19 protein-coding genes are annotated in these 20,068 nt (G+C 51.2%); 15 read left to right on the top strand and 4 right to left on the bottom strand.

Features of this window, described 5'->3' with window-relative positions:
• Nucleotides 1-38: 38 nt before the first annotated feature.
• The 15 genes from gatB to AC16KF_RS06460 all read left to right on the top strand — a co-directional run bounded on the left by gatB (nucleotide 39) and on the right by AC16KF_RS06460 (nucleotide 16,701).
• The gene (gene gatB, locus AC16KF_RS06530; protein WP_484036496.1) at nucleotides 39-1,481 is read left to right on the top strand and encodes an Asp-tRNA(Asn)/Glu-tRNA(Gln) amidotransferase subunit GatB; all 1,443 of its coding nucleotides are present in this window, start codon (nucleotides 39-41) and stop codon (nucleotides 1,479-1,481) included.
• Nucleotides 1,482-1,506: 25 nt separating this feature from the next.
• Complete coding sequence (locus AC16KF_RS06525) at nucleotides 1,507-2,043, top strand: nucleotidyltransferase (RefSeq protein WP_484036495.1); 537 nt, start codon at nucleotides 1,507-1,509, stop codon at nucleotides 2,041-2,043.
• Nucleotides 2,030-2,386, top strand: coding sequence for a hypothetical protein (locus AC16KF_RS06520; protein WP_484036494.1), 357 nt, complete (start codon nucleotides 2,030-2,032; stop codon nucleotides 2,384-2,386). Before AC16KF_RS06525 ends, AC16KF_RS06520 begins: the two co-directional genes overlap by 14 nt.
• 12 nt (nucleotides 2,387-2,398) lie before the next feature.
• Nucleotides 2,399-2,518 carry a hypothetical protein gene (locus tag AC16KF_RS06515; protein ID WP_484036493.1) on the top strand — a complete coding sequence of 40 codons (120 nt, stop codon included), beginning with the start codon at nucleotides 2,399-2,401 and terminating at the stop codon, nucleotides 2,516-2,518.
• Nucleotides 2,519-2,623: 105 nt separating this feature from the next.
• Nucleotides 2,624-3,331, top strand: a complete 708-nt coding sequence (locus AC16KF_RS06510; RefSeq protein WP_484036492.1) for a hypothetical protein — start codon at nucleotides 2,624-2,626, stop codon at nucleotides 3,329-3,331.
• A 317-nt stretch (nucleotides 3,332-3,648) separates the two neighbouring features.
• Nucleotides 3,649-4,992, top strand: a complete 1,344-nt coding sequence (asnS, locus tag AC16KF_RS06505) for an asparagine--tRNA ligase (protein ID WP_484036491.1) — start codon at nucleotides 3,649-3,651, stop codon at nucleotides 4,990-4,992.
• A 255-nt stretch (nucleotides 4,993-5,247) separates the two neighbouring features.
• Nucleotides 5,248-6,189 (top strand): metallophosphoesterase family protein, encoded by a 942-nt coding sequence (locus tag AC16KF_RS06500; RefSeq protein ID WP_484036490.1) that lies wholly within the window; start codon nucleotides 5,248-5,250, stop codon nucleotides 6,187-6,189.
• Nucleotides 6,190-6,410: 221 nt separating this feature from the next.
• Nucleotides 6,411-8,057: an APC family permease gene (locus AC16KF_RS06495; protein WP_484036489.1), complete on the top strand. Its 1,647-nt coding sequence runs from the start codon at nucleotides 6,411-6,413 to the stop codon at nucleotides 8,055-8,057.
• A gap of 77 nt (nucleotides 8,058-8,134) precedes the next feature.
• A complete protein-coding gene (locus tag AC16KF_RS06490) occupies nucleotides 8,135-8,887 on the top strand; it encodes a nucleotidyltransferase family protein (RefSeq protein WP_484036488.1) in 753 nt (250 codons plus the stop codon).
• Nucleotides 8,888-9,168: 281 nt separating this feature from the next.
• Nucleotides 9,169-10,185, top strand: a complete 1,017-nt coding sequence (locus AC16KF_RS06485) for an ABC transporter substrate-binding protein (RefSeq protein ID WP_484036527.1) — start codon at nucleotides 9,169-9,171, stop codon at nucleotides 10,183-10,185.
• Between the two features lie 86 nt (nucleotides 10,186-10,271).
• Complete coding sequence (locus AC16KF_RS06480) at nucleotides 10,272-11,159, top strand: ABC transporter permease (RefSeq protein WP_484036487.1); 888 nt, start codon at nucleotides 10,272-10,274, stop codon at nucleotides 11,157-11,159.
• A complete protein-coding gene (locus tag AC16KF_RS06475) occupies nucleotides 11,156-12,031 on the top strand; it encodes an ABC transporter permease (protein ID WP_484036486.1) in 876 nt (291 codons plus the stop codon). The genes AC16KF_RS06480 and AC16KF_RS06475 overlap by 4 nt, the downstream gene beginning before the upstream one ends.
• Before the next feature lie 24 nt (nucleotides 12,032-12,055).
• Nucleotides 12,056-13,114, top strand: a complete 1,059-nt coding sequence (locus AC16KF_RS06470) for an ABC transporter ATP-binding protein (RefSeq protein WP_484036485.1) — start codon at nucleotides 12,056-12,058, stop codon at nucleotides 13,112-13,114.
• Nucleotides 13,115-13,206: 92 nt separating this feature from the next.
• A complete protein-coding gene (locus tag AC16KF_RS06465) occupies nucleotides 13,207-14,106 on the top strand; it encodes a phosphotransferase (RefSeq protein ID WP_484036484.1) in 900 nt (299 codons plus the stop codon).
• Nucleotides 14,107-14,277: 171 nt separating this feature from the next.
• Entirely contained in the window at nucleotides 14,278-16,701 is a 2,424-nt protein-coding gene (locus tag AC16KF_RS06460) for a GcvT family protein (RefSeq protein WP_484036483.1), read from the top strand.
• Between the two features lie 48 nt (nucleotides 16,702-16,749).
• Here the strand turns inward: AC16KF_RS06460 and AC16KF_RS06455 are convergent, their stop codons facing one another.
• The 4 genes from AC16KF_RS06455 to AC16KF_RS06440 form a co-directional block, all read right to left on the bottom strand.
• Complete coding sequence (locus AC16KF_RS06455) at nucleotides 16,750-17,196, bottom strand: hypothetical protein (protein ID WP_484036482.1); 447 nt, start codon at nucleotides 17,194-17,196, stop codon at nucleotides 16,750-16,752.
• Nucleotides 17,197-17,542: 346 nt separating this feature from the next.
• Nucleotides 17,543-18,112: a MauE/DoxX family redox-associated membrane protein gene (locus AC16KF_RS06450; RefSeq protein WP_484036481.1), complete on the bottom strand. Its 570-nt coding sequence runs from the start codon at nucleotides 18,110-18,112 to the stop codon at nucleotides 17,543-17,545.
• 705 nt (nucleotides 18,113-18,817) lie between these two features.
• A complete protein-coding gene (locus AC16KF_RS06445; RefSeq protein ID WP_484036480.1) occupies nucleotides 18,818-19,537 on the bottom strand; it encodes a hypothetical protein in 720 nt (239 codons plus the stop codon).
• Nucleotides 19,538-19,622: 85 nt separating this feature from the next.
• A complete protein-coding gene (locus AC16KF_RS06440; protein WP_484036479.1) occupies nucleotides 19,623-19,850 on the bottom strand; it encodes a LuxR C-terminal-related transcriptional regulator in 228 nt (75 codons plus the stop codon).
• Between the last annotated feature and the right edge of the window lie 218 nt (nucleotides 19,851-20,068).

Here is a 20,068-nt window from a genome sequence, read left to right as displayed (position 1 = left end):
CCTTCGCTGGCGCTCAGGGTGACATGCCAATAGAAATTATGAACTACGAACCCATCATCGGACTTGAAGTCCACGCGGAGTTGCTCACAAAATCGAAAATGTTTTGTGGGTGCGAAGTTGTCGACTCAATCACCGCAAAACCGAATCGGCATATCTGTCCCGTTTGCACGGGTCAGCCTGGCGCGTTGCCTGTGTTGAACAATAAAGCCGTCGAGTTGGCGGTCAAAGTTGGGCTCGCGCTTGGGTGTCAGATCCACACCGAAAGTATTTTCGCGCGCAAGAATTATTTTTATCCCGACCTGCCGAAGGGCTATCAAATCTCGCAATACGACCAGCCGCTGGCAACAGACGGGAAACTGCTCATCGAAACTGAAGCAGGCATAAGGTCGATTCGGATTCGCCGCGTCCACTTGGAAGAGGACACGGGCAAGTTATCCCACGCCGACGCGCGCTCGTTCATTGATTACAACCGAAGCGGAGTCCCACTGCTCGAAATTGTCACCGAGCCCGATCTGCGTTCGTCCGATGAAGCGAAAGCCTACGCGACCGCGTTGCACGCGATCCTGCGTTATCTCGATGTGAATTCGGGCGACATGGAAAAAGGCGTGATCCGTTTTGAGGCGAACGTTTCGGTGCGCGAGGCGGGGAGCGAGCGACTCAACACGCGCACTGAAATAAAAAATCTCAACTCGTTCCGCTCGCTCGCGCAGGGCATCGAATACGAGATCGCGCGGCAGACTGAAATTGTTTCGCGCGGCGGAATCGTCGAACAGGAAACGTTGGGCTTCAACGAAACGACGGGCAAGACGTATTCGCAGCGCGGCAAAGAAAGCGCGCATGATTATCGTTACTTCCCCGAGCCTGATTTGCCGCCGCTAATTTTGGATTCGGATTGGATCGATTCGATTCGCGCGACTCTCCCCGAATTGCCCGACGCAAAAACAAAACGCTTCATCTCGGACTTCGGCTTGACTCAGTCCGATGCGCGTTTTCTCACCTCCGAGCTTTCTCTCGCGAACTACTTCGAGCGCGTCGCCGCGAAATCGAACAGTTCAGCGAAAGCCGTCCATTCATGGATCGCGGGCGAGTTCATGCACTACGTCAACGAGACGGGAATCAAAATTGAAGATGTGACTCTGCCGCCCGAATCGTTCGCCAAACTCATTGACATGACGACCGACAAAGTCATCGGCGGCAACTCGGCAAAAATCGTGTTGAGCGAACTCCTAAGAAATGGCGGCGACCCCGAACATATCGTCCAAGAAAAGGGACTCGTCCAAGTCTCCGACGAAAGTTTCATCAAGGAAGCCGTGACGAAAGCGCTGAACGATAACCCCTCCGAAGTGGAAAAATATCTCGCGGGCAAAGAGACTCTCCTGCAATGGTTCGTCGGTCAAGTGGCGCGCGCCACGAAGGGGAAGGCGGACCCGAACGTGACGAGGGAGTTGGTGGTGAAGGGGTTGGAGGGGAGGAGGAAGTAAGTTATCTGTGGTGTAAAATAAAGCCATGGGAATATTTACGCGTAGTGAAATCGAAGAGGGCTTAAAACGACTTGGAGAACTAGCCCAAGCCAGAGGGATTCATATTCAATTGACTCTCGTTGGCGGCGCAGTCATGGTTCTTCAATTCGACGCGCGCTCATCCACGCGGGATATAGACGCGGTTATTCTCGAGCCGCGTGAAGCCCGTCTGGTTCGAGAACTGGCAAAAAGTGTTGCCGAAGAATTCGACTGGACAGAAGATTGGTTGAATGACGGCGCAAAAGGATATTTGGTGGGCATTAGCAATGGACCGATTGTGTTTCAAGCGCCTGGGATAGAAGCGCGAACGCCTTCTTTGGAACAATTGCTCGCGATGAAACTCTCTGCATGGCGCGACGATATTGATGTTTCAGACGCTCGACGGCTTTTGCAGGAAGTTGGAAAGGGTAGAAAAAAAGATGATGTTTGGCAAAGCGTCGAACCTTTTCTCGTAAAGGGCGATGAGTTGACCGCGCAATACGCTTTTTGGGATTTATGGGAGAACTTATATGGAACAGATTGAACAACTTGCCCAAGCCGCGCTTGAACGAGACCATCTCAAATTACGCAGTCTCGTTCAAGACTTGACTCGCTCCAATACGGACTTTAGCGCTCTTCCTCGACCATCCACCACAGACCAGCGCTTATTGACCGTCAGCGCGGCTTTAACAGAATTGCTTGCCCAACGAAGCAATCAACAACCGCCTTCATGGACAAAAGAGATCGGCGCGTTGAAAGAGCCGTTCTTCCTACTCGAATCGGCGGCAACGATGAAGCGCCTGCGAACGCTCTGCGAAACTCAATCTCCTGAACCCATGCGGAAACGTCTGCTCTACGCGCCTCCGCATTTTCTTGCGTTCGCCTAACATCTCACCAAAGTGGAGAAATATCTCGCGGGCAAAGAGACTCTCCTGCAGTGGTTTGTGGGTCAAGTAGCGAGGGCGACCAAGGGCAAGGCAGACCCGAATGTGACGAGGGAGTTGCTGGTGAAGGGGTAGGGGGAGAGGAAGAAGTAGTTCTCCTTTTGTTGTAAAATCAACACACGGTGAGCGCGCTACTTACTAAATGACATCACCTTTTATCTACTTCCTCGAGGAATCATCATGAGAAAAACAAGAACCACTAAAGGGAAAAAGAAGATTGACCCAACGATTATTGTGGCATTAATCACGGTTGTTGGAACTATTGTCGTCACTCTTATATCAGTGTTCGGAAACACACCTCAAGATCACCCTGCTCTTCCAACATCACATTCGACATCTGCAATTGCCATACCCAGCACACCGACTGAAACACCGCACCCACTACCGTCAATGACACCCACAAAGGAACCCGAAATAATTTTTGGACCGCAGAATGGATCTTTAGATGAATCGAATTCCTTTATTTTTCGACCAAACTCTCCTAATCTACAAATTCATAATTTCATATTATCTGTCGTATTTGTTAATCCGAGTAATACAGATACCTGGAGTTATAGTATTTATTTTAGGGATAAAATAGGAATAAACAACAATTATTTGACAATATGTAATTGTGGCACTTGGAGTTTATATTCAACTACTCCTGAAAAAGGACTTACTAAACTCTACGATGGAACTATTAATAACCTTAATCTTTCAAGGGGAGGAACCAATCATATAAGATTGGTTATTGAAGATCTTGTTGTTTCCGTTGTTATAAACGAAGATTCAATAAACGATGATGAGATGATACTTAATTCTGATTTGGGACACGGAGGCTTTGCGATCGCAGCATCCCCCAGAATAGACTATTATGGACTCCAGATACTATCACTGGACGATCGGTAGCCAGAACATGATATCAACTATAGCAAAAGAAGTAACTTTCTAAGACAAAGAGTCTCCTTTTGAGTCTCTTGTCTATTTTTTTGTTTTTCTACCTTCTTTTTCATCTTTTGATCGCCATGCGCCATCATGTCAATGGGGCAACGATTGTCAAAATCAGAATGTGAATCTGACCCGCGTCAATTTCCACGCCATACGCATCCGTGAGGCGGAAACACTTCTTGGAGGTTTCAGCCATCCTGTTTATGTATGCGCCGACAAGGTAGGAGTTTATGCCATCTGCTATAATCGGCGCAACCACTAAATAAAGGATCCCCTACATGGCTGAACAAATCAGCGTTTCGCAAATTTCAAAATATATTGGACAAGAAATAACCATCAAAGGCTGGGTCTACAACCGCACGGACAAGGGCAAGTTATGCTTTTTACTCGTCCGCGATGGCTCGGGCTTTGTGCAATGCGTCGCGTTCAAAGGCGACCTTGAACCCGAAGTGTTCGACAAGGTCATGCGTTTGCCGCAAGAGTCGTCGGTGATCGTCACAGGCGCGGTGCGGGAGGATAAGCGCGCGCCTGGAATCCCTGGCGGATATGAACTCGGCGTGAAGCAGATCGAGATCGTGCAAGAGGCGGGCTTGGATTACCCGATGTCGCTCAAGGATCACGGTCCCGACTTCGCGCTCGATCATCGTCACTTGTGGATACGGATGCAAAGTCAGTGGGCGATACTGAAAGTGCGCAGTACCGTCATGGCGGCGACGCGCGAATGGCTCGACACGAACGGCTTCCTCGAAATGAGCACGCCCATCCTCACTCCCGCCGCCGCCGAAGGGACAACGACTCTCTTCGAGACCGAATACTTCGACGAGGGTAAAGCCTACCTCGCGCAGACGGGTCAACTGTACAACGAAGCCAACATCTTCGCCTTCGGGAAAGTCTACTGCTTCGGTCCCACCTTCCGCGCGGAGAAATCGAAGACGCGTCGTCACCTCACCGAGTTTTGGATGCTCGAACCCGAGATCGCTTTCTGCGACTTGGACGGCTTGATGGACGTGGAAGAGGGACTCATTAAACACATCGTCCAAACTGTGTTGCGCGAGTGCGCCGCCGAATTGAAATTCCTTGAGCGCGATGTGACCAAACTGGAAAACGTCACTGGCACATTCCCGCGCATGTCGTATGACGACGCGGCGAAATATCTCATTGACCTGTACGAAAAAGAAACCGACCCTGAAAAGAAGGAACTTCTCAAATTCGAATGGGGCATGGATTTCGGCGCTCCGCACGAAACCGAGTTGACGAAACTTCACGACAAGCCACTATTTGTCTATGGCTACCCCAGCGCGGTCAAGGCGTTTTACATGGAGCCATGGCCAGGTCGCCCCGAAGTCTGCAAGTCTGTAGATTTGCTCGCGCCCGAAGGCTACGGCGAAATCTGCGGCGGCTCGGAACGCATGTCGAGTCACGACGCGTTGCTGGCGCGAATTCATAAAGAAGGATTACCCGAAGAAGCGTTCAAGTGGTACCTCGAACTTCGCAAGTATGGCTCCGTTCCGCATTCAGGATTCGGTATGGGAGTGGAACGAGTCGTCGCATGGCTGTGCGGAATCGAACACATCCGCGAAGCGATTCCGTTCCCGAGGACGATCAAGAGGGTGTATCCGTAAGAGAGTATTGCTTGAGTCTGTATCCTCGTTTTTTTTTGTACACGGATACTTCGACAGGCTCAGCACAAGTTTCACGGAAAACACGTAGAATTTAAAGTTCTTTTCCGTGAAAATCAGTGAAATCTGTGGCTTCCGTGTCTAAAGAGAATTTGAGAATTGATCTCAGTGATCTCTGTGAACTCTGTGGCTAAGGATATATAATCAACGACAGCACAATAACGAAGTCAATCCAAATCCCTTGCGGAGGAAACCACCGTGACCAAACTGTTTTTTGCGACAGACATTCATGGTTCGGATATTTGCTGGAACAAGTTTTTGAACGCGGGGAAATTTTATGAAGTGGATGTGCTGATCCTTGGGGGCGATATGACCGGAAAAGCGGTCGTGCCGTTTATTCATCAGGGCGGGGAGAATTACAAAGTCACTTTGCTCGAACAGGAATTTCCAATTACCAATGCGGACGAACTCGCCGAAATGAAGAAGCGCGTGCGCAGTCGCGGCTATTATCCGTATTTGACGAATCCCGATGAGATGGCGGAATTGGAAAAGGATCCGAATCGCGTTTCGGAAATTTTCAATGCCGAGGTGTTGAAAGTCGTCCAACAGTGGATGGACATTGCCGAGAAAAAATTGGGCGGCACGGATATGAAAGTCTATTGCTCGCCGGGCAACGACGATATGGATGAAGTGGACGATGTCATCCGCGCGTCGAAGCGGGTATTGTTGGTCGAGGGGCAGGTGACGCAGTTGGATGAACATCACGAGATGATCGCCTCCGGTTGGAGCAACCGAACTCCGTGGGATACGCACCGGGAAGAGGGGGAGGACCAGCTCAAGGTCCGGTATGAAGCGATGATCTCCAAGTTGAAGAATCCGAAGAACGCGGTGTTCAACGTCCACGTGCCGCCGTATCGGTCTGGACTGGACGAGGCTCCCGAACTAGATAAGGATTTGCGTCCCGTGCTGGCGGGTCAGGCTTTGAAGCCGGTCGGTTCGACGGCTCTGCGCGAAGCCATCGAAAAATATGAGCCGCTTCTCGGCTTGCATGGGCACATCCACGAAGGGCGCGGGGCGATGAAAGTGGGCAAGACGTTGTGCATCAACCCCGGCTCGATGTACGAACAGGGGACTCTGTTGGGGGCAATTGTGAAACTGGGCAAGGATAAGATCGAAAATTACGTGCTGACATCAGGATAACTCTCTGTAACTTGCTTCAGCCGCCGTCCTCGGCGGCGTTTGTAAGGGAATTCCTGCGCCGGGACGGCGCAGGGAGCAATATGATTACGTGCTGACATCAGGATAACTCTCGCTCGGGTTTTGTGTTATGTACAGTAGCCGACGGCATGGCAGGTTTCTCCCGCCGGGTACTCGCAAAATGAATTTTGCGGTACGACTCAATTCAATAGAGGAGATGTGAAATGAGCAACTTATTTGTCCGCAAGGCGACCGGCATGGTACGTTCATGGTCGGTCATGGACGCGTTCATCTACGCGTTCTTTTCGATCAATCTGGTGACGTTGGGGTTCTACAGTTTCAGCCAGATGTATTATTTCGGCGGAGGCATGATCCCCGCGTTGCTCATCAGCGCGGCGTTCATCATCTTTGAGGTGATTGTGTACGCCTCATTGATCGCCGTGATGCCCCGCTCGGGCGGCGATTACGTCTGGCAGACGCGCATCTTCGGCGGCGGCATCGGCTTCATCCTCTCCATCACGGGTTGGTGGTTCACGCTTTGGTTGTGGACTCCCATCTACGGCGATATGCTCCGCCAGATCGTGCTAACCCCGTTGCTTGGCGCGTTCGGTTTGCAGTCTGCCGCGGTGTGGTTCGCGGGGCAGGGAAACGCCCTGTTTGTGTGTTCCTTGCTGACCCTCGGGTTTGTGGCGTTGGTTATCTTCCTTGGGATGAAGAACTACGCGCGCGTCCAGAAGTATTCGTTCTACGCGGGCATGCTCGGATTGCTGATCGTCATCGTTTTGCTGTTCACCGGTTCGCCGGATGCGTTCAAAGCGGGACTCGCTTCCAACTCTGCCGCGTACTTTGGCACGCAGGGCGAACTCTACGATGCGACCGCCCAAGCCGGCGTGGACGCGTTCGCTTCAACCCCGTTGACGGGCGGCTCGTTCGGACTCATCATGCTGACTCTCCCGTATCTGGTTTTCTTCAACTTGTGGCCCAACTGGGGCGCGACATTGTATGGTGAAGTGCGTGGCGCGACCGATTACAAACGGAACTTTGCCGGCATGGCTTGGGCGCTTGTCATCACCACCGCGTTGGGAATTGTGTTCTTCCTCGGCGTTGCCAAAACCATCGGCTGGGATTTCTACGTGCAAGCGAACGCCGCTTGGTGGAATTACGCGTGGGGTTACGTAACCGAAGCGCCTCCGCTTCCGGTCTGGCCCAACCCCGCGATGCTGGCGGTCTTCCTCACTGACAATCGCCTCGTGCAGATCGTCGTGCTGTTGTTGATGAGCACGTGGTGGTTCGGCTGGGCAGGGACGTTGTTCCTCTCCTCGACCCGCGTGATCTTCGCCGCCGCGTTTGACCGCCTGCTCCCGGAAAAAGCCGCAGAGTTGAACAAGAACGGCACGCCGGTGAATGCGATGTTGTACATGATCCTGCCAGCCATCGTTGTTGCCGCGTTGTATGCTTATAACGTGGCAGGCTTCCGCTCCATCACGCTTGCCGCCACGCAAGGCATTGCCATTATGTACTTTGGCACAGCCATTGCCGCAATCGTTCTGCCGTACAAAAAGAAAGCGCTCTTCGAAGCCTCGCCAATTGCCCAAATGAAAGTGGCTGGCATCCCGCTCATCACCGTTGCGGGCGTGATCTTTGCCGGCTTCCTTGGCTTCCTGTTGATCGAATGGATGTTCGACCCCTGGTTGAACTCAGGTGGCGAAGGCGCGGGCTTGTATGGAATCAGTTTCAAGAACACTAACTCGATCATTTTCCTCGGCGCGTGTTATGTATCCGCCGCGGCGATTTACTACGGCTTCAAAGCCCGGCGCAAGGGCGAGGGCATCGACCTCGATAAAGTGCAGGCTGAAATCCCTGCCGAGTAGCCGCTTCAAAATTTCTAGTTCTGACCCTAAAGGATTCCGGATAATCCTTTAGGGTCATTTATTGGTAGAATCGCTTCGTGCCTTTTCAGCCAGACGCCTATATTGAAATGAATCGGTTGATCGCCGCTGCCGGCGAGCAGTCCATCCTTTTGCGCGCGCTTGGCGGGCTGGCAGTGAAGGCGCATCACACAGCGGAACATCCGATATTCACGCGCGATTTTGGCGACCTCGACCTGATCGTTGAGGCGAAGCGGCGCCGCGAGTTTCAAGAATTTATGGAGCAGGCTGGATATTCCCCGCACAAAAAATTTAATTTGCTGAACGGCGACCAGCGGCAGATCTATTTTCACAACGACTCCGAGATGAAGGTGGATGTTTTCGTCGGCACGTTTGTGATGTGTCACAAGATTCCCCTCGAAGATAGACTCCATCTTCATCCGGTCACGATCCCGCCCGCGGAATTGTTGCTGACGAAAGCGCAGATCGCGGATCTGAACCGCAAAGACGCGCTGGATATCGCTTCGCTTCTTCTCTACGTGGAAACTGGTTCAAGCGATGAGAATTGCATCAACCTTCGGCGTCTTGAGTTGTTGTGCGGCGCCGATTGGGGCTTGTACAAAACTACCGCGATCAACTTGAAGCGTGTCGAAGAAACCGTAAGCGAGGAGTCGCTTGCGCTGGCTGAATCAGAACGAAGTCAGATTAAGAAGCGGATTGGCGAAATCCTGCAGGTGTTCGACTCCATGCCGAAGTCCATCCAATGGAAGATGCGAGATAAAGTCGGCACGCGCGTGCGCTGGTATGAGGAGGTGGAGGAAGTCGCCCGTTAAAGTGGTCTTTACAAATGATTAACCGTGTTTGAAATGTTCAGTATATAATCGAAAACGATGGAGAGCATGTGGCTCTCCACAAGTCAATGTATCTCAAAGGAGAGAGAATGAAGACTAGAAAGAGTTTGTACAAGCTATTCTCGTTGTTGCTTCTCGCGAGCCTTGCGCTTGCCGCATGCGGACCCGCCGCGACCGAAGCGCCCGCCGCAACGGAACCGCCTGCCGCGACTGAGGCGCCAGCCACCGAAGCCCCCGCAACTGCGGCGCCCGCCGCCGACCCGATGGCGGATTTGATCGCCGCCGCGCAAGCGGAAGGTATGCTCACCACCATCGCGCTCCCGCACGACTGGTGCAATTACGGCGAAGCCATCGAGACCTTCAAGTCGAAATATGGGCTCGAAGTCAACGAATTGAACCCAGACGCCGGCTCCGGCGATGAGATCGAAGCCATCAAAGCGAACAAGGATAACCCCGGTCCGCAGGCTCCCGATGTCATTGACGTTGGTTTTGCGTTCGGTCCTTCCTCCAAGGCTGAGGGACTGATCCAGCCGTACAAAGTTTCCACGTGGGATTCGATCCCTGCCGATGCCAAGGATGCCGAAGGCTACTGGTATGGCGACTATTACGGTGTGTTGTCCTTCCTCGTGAATACCGATGTTCAGCCTGAAGTCCCGCAAGATTGGGCAGACTTGCTCGACCCGAAATATAACGGGCAGGTCGCGCTCTCTGGCGATCCTCGCACCTCCAATCAAGCGATTCAATCCGTCTTTGCGGCTTCCCTCGCCAATGGCGGCTCGCTCGATGACGCCCAGCCTGGTCTCGACTATTTCGCCCAGATGAACTCCGCTGGTAACCTCGTCCCGTTGATCGCCAATAACGGCTTGGTTGCTACCGGTGAAACCGCTGTCCGCATTACGTGGGACTACAACGCCCTCGCCGCTGTCGATTCCTTCGAAGGCAACCCGAAGGCTGAGGTTGTGATTCCCGCTTCCGGTCGTTTCGCCGGCGTGTACGTTCAAGCGATCAGCGCCTACGCTCCGCACCCGAACGCCGCCAAGTTGTGGATGGAATTCCTCTATTCAGATGAAGGTCAGACGATCTGGATGAAGGGTTACTGCCACCCGATCCGCGAACAAGATATGCGCGATCGCGGCGTGATCCCAGCCGACTTGCTTGCCAAGTTGCCTGATGTATCCGGCGCAGTGTTCCCGACCGTTGCTCAGTTGGATGCCGCCAAAGCGCTCATCACCGGAAATTGGGATGCCGCTGTCGGCGCGAACATTCAAGCCGCTCCGTAAGGAAATTTTCTGCACCAAAAACGCGAGACCCTGCCGCACGGCAGGGTCTCGCCCAATAGCACGAAGATTGTTTGAGGACTTCTGACATGGCTCAAACTTCCATAGCCCTTCCGAAAATCAAAGAACCTTCAAATCTCAAAAACTGGCTGGGCGTATCCCCGTTTTTTTTGTTTGCCATCATGTTCATCATCTTCCCTTCGTTGTATCTTGTGGAAGGGAGTTTTTTCAATCAAGAGGGGCAGTTTACGCTGGAAAATTATGCCCTGCTTCTCCAAACCCCGTCAATTGTCAACGCATATAAATTGAGCATTCAAATCAGCGCGGCAACCGCCATTGGAGGCGGGATATTTGGTTTCCTGCTTGCGTACTCGATTACGGTGGGCGGCTTGCCGCGACAATTACGCTCAGCGTTGATCACCTTCTCTGGCGTTGCTTCGAACTTCGCCGGTGTTCCTCTGGCGTTTGCATTTATCGCCACCCTGGGCAGACGCGGATTTGTCACACTCCTGCTGAAAGACAACTTGAATATTGATTTGTATCAAGCGGGTTTCGACTTGTACACGTTTTGGGGATTAACAGCCATTTACATGTTCTTTCAATTCCCTTTGATGGTGCTGGTGATGGTCCCCGCGCTGGACGGTTTGAAGCGCGAATGGCGCGAAGCCGCCGAAAATCTGGGCGCATCCTACTTCCAATATTGGACGCGGGTTGCCATGCCGATCCTGCTTCCCTCCATCCTCGGTTCGATGATCCTTTTATTTGGCAACGCCTTCGGAGCCTACGCCACCGCCTACGCCTTGACCGGCGGCAGGCTGGGCATCATCACCATACAGATCGGCGCGCAGATCCGCGGAGATGTGTTGCATAACCCCGGCTTGGGCTATGCCATGGCAATGGGGATGGTCATCATTATGGCGGTGTCGCTTCTTGGGTATTCGTGGCTTCAAAAGGTTTCTGAAAGGTGGTTGCGATGAGCGAATCATCTGTTGATGTCTCGATCGGGCGGGATCGAAAACGCTGGTCGCTATTGCGGATCGGCGGTCGGTTTTGGAGTTGGGTCTGGTTCATCCTCGGCGCGATCTATTTCCTCGTGCCATTATTCGCCACCTTGCGGCACTCCCTCCGCATGGAGCGGGATGTTCTCGGCTTCAAAGCCTATGAACGCGCCTTTGAAGACCCAAGCTTTCTGGAAACCTTTTTATTGTCCAATGCCCTTGCGGTCGCGACAATTATTTGCAGCGCCATCCTAATCGTTCCGACTGCTTACTGGATTCGATTGCGTGTGCCCCAAGCACGGCGGATCGCGGAATTCATCACGCTGTTGCCGTTCGTCATCCCGGCGATCATCCTCGTGTTCGGTCTCATCCGAACGTATAGCACGCATTTCACCATACCGTTTACCGATATTGAATTGTTCCAGCCCTTAACTACGACGAAATTTGGAACGTACGCGTTGATCACCGCCGGCTACATGGTGCTTGCCATGCCCTACATGTACCGCTCGGTGGACACCGGTATGCGCGTGGTGGACATCCGCACGTTGACCGAAGCCGCGCAAAGTTTGGGCGCAGGGTGGTTTACCATCATCACGCAAGTCATTCTGCCCAATGTTCGGTCGGCGTTATTGAGCGGAGCGTTGCTCACATTTGCGATCGTCGTCGGCGAAGTGACGTTAGCCTCGTTCCTTGGCGTGGACGCATTCGGTCCATACCTGTTTTTGATCGGTCAGCATAAAGCGTATGAACCTGCCGCGTTGTCGTTTGTCACCTTCCTGATGACCTGGCTTGCCATGGGCATGATCCAATTTGTCACCGGCGGGCAGGGACAAGCCACAGGCGCGCACTAAAGATATTTGCAGCGGAGAATCCTCATGTCTTATTTGACTCTTGAAAATGTGACCAAACAATTTGGCGATGTGGTAGTGGTCGATAAATTCAACCTCGGCATAGAGAAAGGTGAATTCGTCTCGTTCCTCGGTCCCTCAGGCTGTGGAAAGACGACGACGCTACGCATGGTCGCTGGGTTTGAACTCCCAACCTCTGGCAAGATTACACTGGGCGGCGTTGATATTACCGACAAAGCCCCGAACCAGCGCAACGTTGGAATGATCTTTCAGGCATACGCGCTCTTCCCGAATATGACTGTCGCGCAAAACATTGGCTTTGGTCTGCGCATTCGCAAGACGAATGCAACTGATGTTCACGCCCGCGTAGATGAAATGCTCAACCTCGTCAACCTCGAGAAGCACGCCAACAAATATCCCTACCAACTTTCAGGCGGACAGCAACAACGTGTCTCGCTCGCCCGCGCGCTTGCCATCCGTCCCGAAGTGCTTCTGCTCGATGAACCGCTCTCCGCGTTGGATGCGAAGATCCGTGTTTCACTGAGGCAGGAGATCCGAGCGATTCAAAAGCGTTTAGGTATCACCGCCATCTTTGTCACGCACGATCAGGAAGAAGCGTTATCCATTTCAGATCGAATCGTGGTGATGAACGTCGGCGAGATGGAACAAGTCGGCACTCCCTTTGAAATTTATAACTTTCCCAAAACGCAATTCGTGGCGAACTTTGTCGGCTCGCTCAACAATGCCGATGCCGAAGTGGTTGACCCCGCGAACGGAATCCTTGCGATGGACGGCGTCCACTTCAAGACAGCCGAAGAGGATTTCGCAAGCCGCAAGAAAGGCGACAAGGTAAAAATTTCCGTGCGACCCGAGCGTTTCAGTTTTGCCGTTGAGCCGAAGAAAGATAACGTCATTGATTGCACCATCGAAACCATTACTTTCCTGGGTTCGGTGGTCCGCATCCAAATCAAAATTGGCAACACCAATTTCAACATGGACACGTTCAACAATCCCTTCCTTGAACTGCCTGCCATCGGCGCGAAAGAGCAGGTGATGTGTTCGAAGGAAGCGGTGTTGGTTCTTTGAAAAGACAGTAAACAGGTACACAAGTAAACAGGTAGACAAGCAGACACGTGTGTACGTGTTTCCGTGTCTACTTGTTTACGTTTGAGGAGAGCATGTCCGTCATTGATGAAGTTGTCACAAAAATTCCCGAATGGAATGGAAAAAATATTTCCGTCACGCCGCTCTCTGGCGGACTGACCAACTCCAATTTCAAAGTGGAAGTGGATGGCACGCCGTATTTTGTGCGTGTGCCTGGCGCCAGCACCGAGCTCCTCGCGATTGACCGCGCCAACGAATACCACAACACCAAATCTGCGTCGCAGGCGGGCGTTGCGCCGAAGATTTTTTATCACCTGCCCGAATACAACGTGATGGTGATTGAATTCTTGAATGGCAAAACCATGTCGAAGGATTCGCTCAACGAGTCGGGACAACCGACGCGCATGGCGCAAGCCATCAAGCGACTCCACGCTGGTTCACGCTTCCTCCTCGACTTCAACATGTTCCGCCTCACGGAATATTATCTCAGCCTCTGCCGTGACCGCGCCATCAAAATCCCCGATGGATATTTGGATAGAATGTCCACAGTGAATCGCATCGAGGAAGCGATGAATGCCAAGCCGCTTGCAACCGTTCCTTGCAACAATGACTTGCTCGCTGAAAACTACATTGACGATGGGAGTCAACTCTGGCTCATTGACTACGAATACAGCGGCAACAACGACCCAACATTTGAACTTGGCAATACCTGTCAAGAAATGCAATTCTCTGATTCTCAAATCTCAGAAGTTTGCGCCGCGTATTTCGGCAAAGCGACTCCCGCCATGATCGCGCGCATGAAGTTGAATATGATCATGTCCGATGTGGGCTGGGGACTCTGGGCGGCGATCCAGGCGGATATCTCCACCATTGACTTCGACTTCTGGGGCTGGGCAATCGAACGCTGGGGCAGGGCGGAGGAAAAGATGGACTCGAGGAAGTTTGAGGGGTGGTTGGCTGATGTGGAAAAATGATTCGCGTCTTGGGGAGTCTAATCCCGAAGGGATGGTAGGATTATAGAATCGTCGAAGTTTTGTCCAATCCCGAAGGGATGACATAATGCCACCCCTTCGGGGTTTGAATTCGATCATGCGTGATCTAGAATCATTTGACCCCCTCGGGGTCGTTTCAACAAAAAGGTGAAAATGAAAACCCAAGCAGAAATCGTCGTTATCGGCGGCGGAATTTACGGAACGAGCGTTGCATACCATTTACATAAACTCGGCAAGCGCGACATTGTCTTGCTGGAGAAAGGCGATATCGCCAGCGGAGAATCGTCTCACGCGGCGGGAGTGGTGACGCAGTTCGCCACGTCGAAGACGATGATGTCGTTCCGCAAATATTCCATCGAATTGTGGAGCGAGCTCGGGTTCTTTCACCACGTCGGGAGTTTGAGGGTGGCGTCCAGCGCGAACCAGCTCAAAGAGTTGGAAAGAAGCGTGAGTCGGGCGAAGGCGATCGGCATGGAGGTGGAGATCATCTCCCCAGCCGAAGCGGTCCGAATCATGCCGCAGATCACCGACAAGAATCTCTACGGCGCGATCTATCTTCCGCGCGATGGGCATCTTTCCCCATACGACACGACGACGGGGCTGGCGCGCATCATCAAAGAGATGGGCGTGGACGTTAACACGAACACGCGCGTCACAGGACTCGAACTTTCGCCGCGCGGAGAAATTCAATCGGTGATCACCGATAAGGGCGCGATCAAAACGAATCTTGTGATCAACGCGGCGGGCATGTGGGCGCCGCGACTCGCCGCGATGGTGGGCGTGCCGTTGCCGACCACACCCGTTGACCATCAGCACATCACGCTCAAAGCGGTGGCGGGACATGAGTTCCCGAAGAACACGCCGTGTCTGCGCGACCCCGATAATTTGGTGTACATGCGCGAAGAGCAGGGCGGACTCGTGATCGGCGGCTACGAACCGAACCCGCCCGCGCGTTGGATTGACGGCACGCCGTGGGAACATGGCAACGCGACTCTGCCGCATTCGTATCAACGATTTGAGATGTTGCTTGAAGGCGCGATTCGGCGCATCCCATTTTTGAAAGACGCGGGCATCATAGACATCACGTGTCACCCTGGCGCGTACACGCCCGATTGCCAACCGATGCTCGGACCCGTCGCTGGCGCGCGCGGATTGTGGATGTTGGCGGGCATGTCGCTCAACGGTTATGGCGGCGCGGGCGGCATGGGCAAACTGCTCGCCGAATGGATCGTCGAAGGTGAAGCGCCGATGGACGTCAACGTGTATCGCGCCACGCGCTTCGGAAATTATTTTACCGATCCGCAATATGCCGCGGAGCGCACGGTCGAGAGCGTGAAATATTATTATGCGATTCGTTTCCCCAACGATGAAAATGAAGCGGCGCGTCCGCATCGCATGAGTCCCGTTTATCATCGCACGCAAGAACTCGGCGCGGTCTTCGGCGAAAAATTTGGATGGGAGCGCGTGTTGTATTATTCGCCCGATAAAAAATGGCGGCGCGCGGGCGCGGATCAAAAAACGTGGGGCTGGAACAAGCCTCCGTATTTCGAGCGCGTCGGCGAAGAACATAAAGCCACACGCGAACGCGCCACGTTGTTCGATCTCACGTCGTTCGGCAAGATCGAAGTCACGGGTCGCGATACGTTGAAACTTTTGCAACGCGTTACCGACTCGAATGTTGATAAACCCGTCGGCAGTACCACCTACACTCAATTTCTCAACACGCGCGGCGGCGTCGAAGCCGATGTCACTGTGGCGCGCATCGAGCAAAATAAATTTTGGGTTGTTACGGGTTCGGGATTCATCGCCAACGATCTGGCGTGGCTTCAAATGCACACGCAAGATGATGACGACGTGACTCTACGCGACATCACAACGGATTGGGCGACTCTCGCCATCATGGGACCAAAGTCCCGCTCGATTCTTTCCAAGGTGACGCCTGATTCAGTTACGAATGAAGCGTTCCCATATCTGACAGCGCGCTTCATCGCCATCAACGGAGTCAAAGTCTGGGCGCAGAGAGTCAGTTATGTTGGCGAACTCGGCTGGGAGTTATACATCCCCAACAACCGCGCCTCGATGGTCTGGGACTTGTTGATGCACGCGGGCAAAGGCTTCGGCATGGAAGTCGGCGGCTACAAAGCGATGGATTCCCTCCGCCTCGAAAAAGCCTATCGCTACTACACCACCGACGTGACCCAACTCGAAACCCCGTTCGAAGCAGGCTTGGGATTCTGCGTCAACTTTGACAAAGGCGAATTCATCGGCAAGTCTGCATTGCTCGAGAAGAAACAAAAAGGCTTCGCCACAAAATTGTGCACGCTGATTTTAGATGGCGAAGACTTCACCCAAATCTACGGCGGCGAAGCGATCTACCACGAAGGCAAAGTCCTCACCCGCGTGAGAAGCGGCGGATACGGCTACACCGTGAAGAAAAATATCCTGCTCGCCTATCTGCCGCTTGAGCTGGCAAAAGCAGGCACTCGCGTGGATGTCGAGTTGATCGAAGGTATGCGCGTCGCGGAGGTGTCCGCGCCTGTGTTGTATGACCAGAAAGGGGAGAAGTTGAAGGCTTAAATTCTCAGCTGCTGATTTTGCGGACTTTTGAGTGTTTCTTTGAAAATTTCATGGGACATGCAATGTGGATAACACCATTTCTCCCAAGGTTTTACACTCGTCCCATTCGGATGGTTTGGCTTGAAGCATCACAACTGCCACTCCTAAGCTGTAATCGTAGCCATTTAGTGATTGATCTTCGATATAAAGGGCTGTAATCAGTCCAGGTGGGGTTTTGTCAGAAACTGTAACTTGATATCTGATGTCGCCTAGTTGAAGGATTTCATCGGGAATCGGGAAGTTGCCTGAAGGCCCAACTTCTTCTAATTGACACTTTTCAAGAACCAAAGATTGAAGGAAACCTACATCTACCCTTTTCCATTTAGAAGTATCGTAATTCATGATAAGAGGGGGATAAAACAAGAATGCAAATACACCCGGTGGAACTGGAGTCGGGGTATTTGTGACAATTGGAGTAGGGGGGGGCATAATGTCTTTCAGGCTCTCTGTTTCCATGGAAGCCGCAGTTAGACCAAATTCGGTTTGTAGCGTCTTCGTCGCCGCGGGCGATGTTGGCAATTGAGTAGGCGAAGTAATAATTGCACAACTCGGGCTAATGAAAAACACAAGCAAAGAAACCGATAGAATCCTAGTCTGATTTTTCAAGAACATAATTAATCACTCACTAACCATTTCTAATCGGCAGACTACCTCTCTTTATTTGAAGTGGAGAGATATGTGCCAAGAGAATCGATCTTTTTGTGCAATGCCTCAATCTCGCGTGCTAATGCAATAATCGTCAAGCCACTTACAATCATGATTAGCCACAATACGATATAACTTACGAGCCAAAATCCAGTCATCATTCCTCCAAAGTCATTCGCTGTAACATCCGATACAACTGCCGTACAAGCACGGCAAAAATCGACGCGCCTGCACAAATAAGCACAAACGGTAGAAGTATCTCCGTCATCAATGATCTTTCCCAAACGAGTGGATGGTTGTCCAATGACATTAAGCCGCCACCCCAGATCGCTATACAGAAAGCGACTATCAACAGAGCAACGTTACGACCAACAAGTTGATAGTTGACTTTTTGAGTATGTTTCGCCCCAAAACAGCCACATTCTAAATTTGTATATCCACGCATTAAACTTAATGCAATAACGGCAGTAAAAAGTATAAGCATAATCCCGCTGAAAACTGCAATCGCTCGAGTCTGCCACCCCACTAATAACAAACTACCAATAACTGCCTCTGTGCCAATTAGGATAAAAGCAATCGGTTGTACTGATGCGCTAGGGATGAGATTGAAGGCGGCTAATGTGGTTGCGAAGCGACGTGGCTGACCAGCCTTTCCGATAAATGAGGACAGAAAGATTACTCCGAGAAGTAGACGAAAAAACGTTAGTGTCAGAGGCTGAATATCCATGAGACTCATGACTATGGAGTGTTACAATACCGACCGATAGTGTTCAGGAAGTTTATGGGTAGTTTTGATAAAGCACAAACGCGACAGAAAAAATGCTTCAATCACAAACTTGAGCATTATCCCATGTAAATTTGTAGATATTTGTGGAAGTAGTTACGGTTGCACCACAACAAGGTGCAACCACTGACCCGCCTAATCTTTCCATATGGGAATGGGCTCCAGTGGAACAACCGGTACATGATCCTGTCGTGGCAGTTCCAAGCAATAAGATGCTACTAGTTAGGTTATATATCCCGCCATTTGTAACTGCAGGATTTGAGACATGCCCATACATAACAGTTCCAATATAGCAGTAACCTGTGTTGTTTAACCCGTATAATTCCACACTTATCGTGCGTTTAAAATTGTCACCACAACTAGCACTGCCACAGCAATGAAGTCCTATATAAGTAATAGCTCTACGCACATTCGGGTAATTAACTCGGAGATACACATTACCACTCCCTCCTATGTCAACGGGATTAGACCAACCCCGACATGTGCCATGTTGGTTACCAGATCCATTACAATTACCATCTGGATTTGAACAATTGCCATTGCAGTAGTTATTCCGACCAGTAATACATCCCGAGAATGGGCTTCTAACATAAACTGTTACAATAGCCATTTTATCCTCCGTAGCATTAAGAATATGCCCAAACTATATCAGTTTTCAACAAGGGACCCTCCAACTTTTTCGGGGTTGTCATGCCATCCATCGTACTCCATAAACATAGTGTAGAGTATATTTTTCTTTATCCATTGCAATGTATAGCCTTGTTCAGTAGGTATCATAATACCTCGTTTAGGGGTATAAACTACTTTCTCGGGCTTTTTGACAACATATTCATCATCGAGGATAAAGTCGCCTGCATCTTTTTTAGGGTAAGCAAGCACGGGCCATACTGGATATGGTTGGGCAAATATTGGGCGAGCCGAAAGGCTAATCAATGATTCCTGATTATCTTCAAAACCAAAGTCGAGTCTTGCTTCCCATACCTCTCCCGAACCAGCGAATCTAACGACATATCCTTGTAAGAATGTCATTTTATGAGGCAATGAACCAGGAACAAATAGGCGGAAGTCAATACTGGTTTTTAATTTTTCGATATTATCGAATACCAAAACTTCTCCTCTGTATGCAACCACGTCAGGATCAAATTCATCACCTTCATCTACCTGGCAAAGAATGGGGCTAGGTGCACACCCAACGAAAAATGGAATCGGAGCATCTAGATCAAGGAGCACAAAGCCCTCATACAATTCTCCTTCCGGCGAACCCTCGCCATATGACCCGAGAGAAGATACTCTTAGCAGTTTGTTCAACGGTGTTAATACGAAACCAAATGCCCCGATCATTTTGATGAAGTCGCGTCGGCTCAGCATGGGTGTTTACTCCCTTCTTGTAAACATATAGAATCATAGTACAACTAATCCGCCTTAACTTCAACTTGCGGATTCCCGAGGGTTGTTACTTTTCGTACAAGCGAATCAATTTCGCAACCGCCTCGGCTCGGCAACAAACATTCAATTTTGCATAGATATAGGTCAGGTGAACTTCAACTGAGCGCGTGACCATCCCAAGTTGTAAGGCAATTTGCTTTGTACTTTTCCCATTTTTCAACAATTGTATTACCTGTGCTTCTCTCTTGGTGAATACTATTGCTTCAGCAATTACTGATATATTTTCATCCATCATCGCGACCTCCTCTTCCTACGATGAATTTGCCCAAAAAGAAAACGATTATCAACTCATTGGCCGAATTGATTAGACAAGTCTATCATAGTGATATGGCTTTACCAAAGTAGAGAAAAAGGTGTGGTGAGTAGGGCAAAGGCTTGTGAGATGTGCGCGGCAAACCAGCGACGGGCGTGAGCGGCATTATGAAATTTAGCCTGTCGAATGAGAGCCAAAAC

It is taken from the genome of Candidatus Defluviilinea gracilis, assembly GCF_057138825.1.
This window is presented reverse-complemented; position numbering and strand designations above follow the sequence as displayed.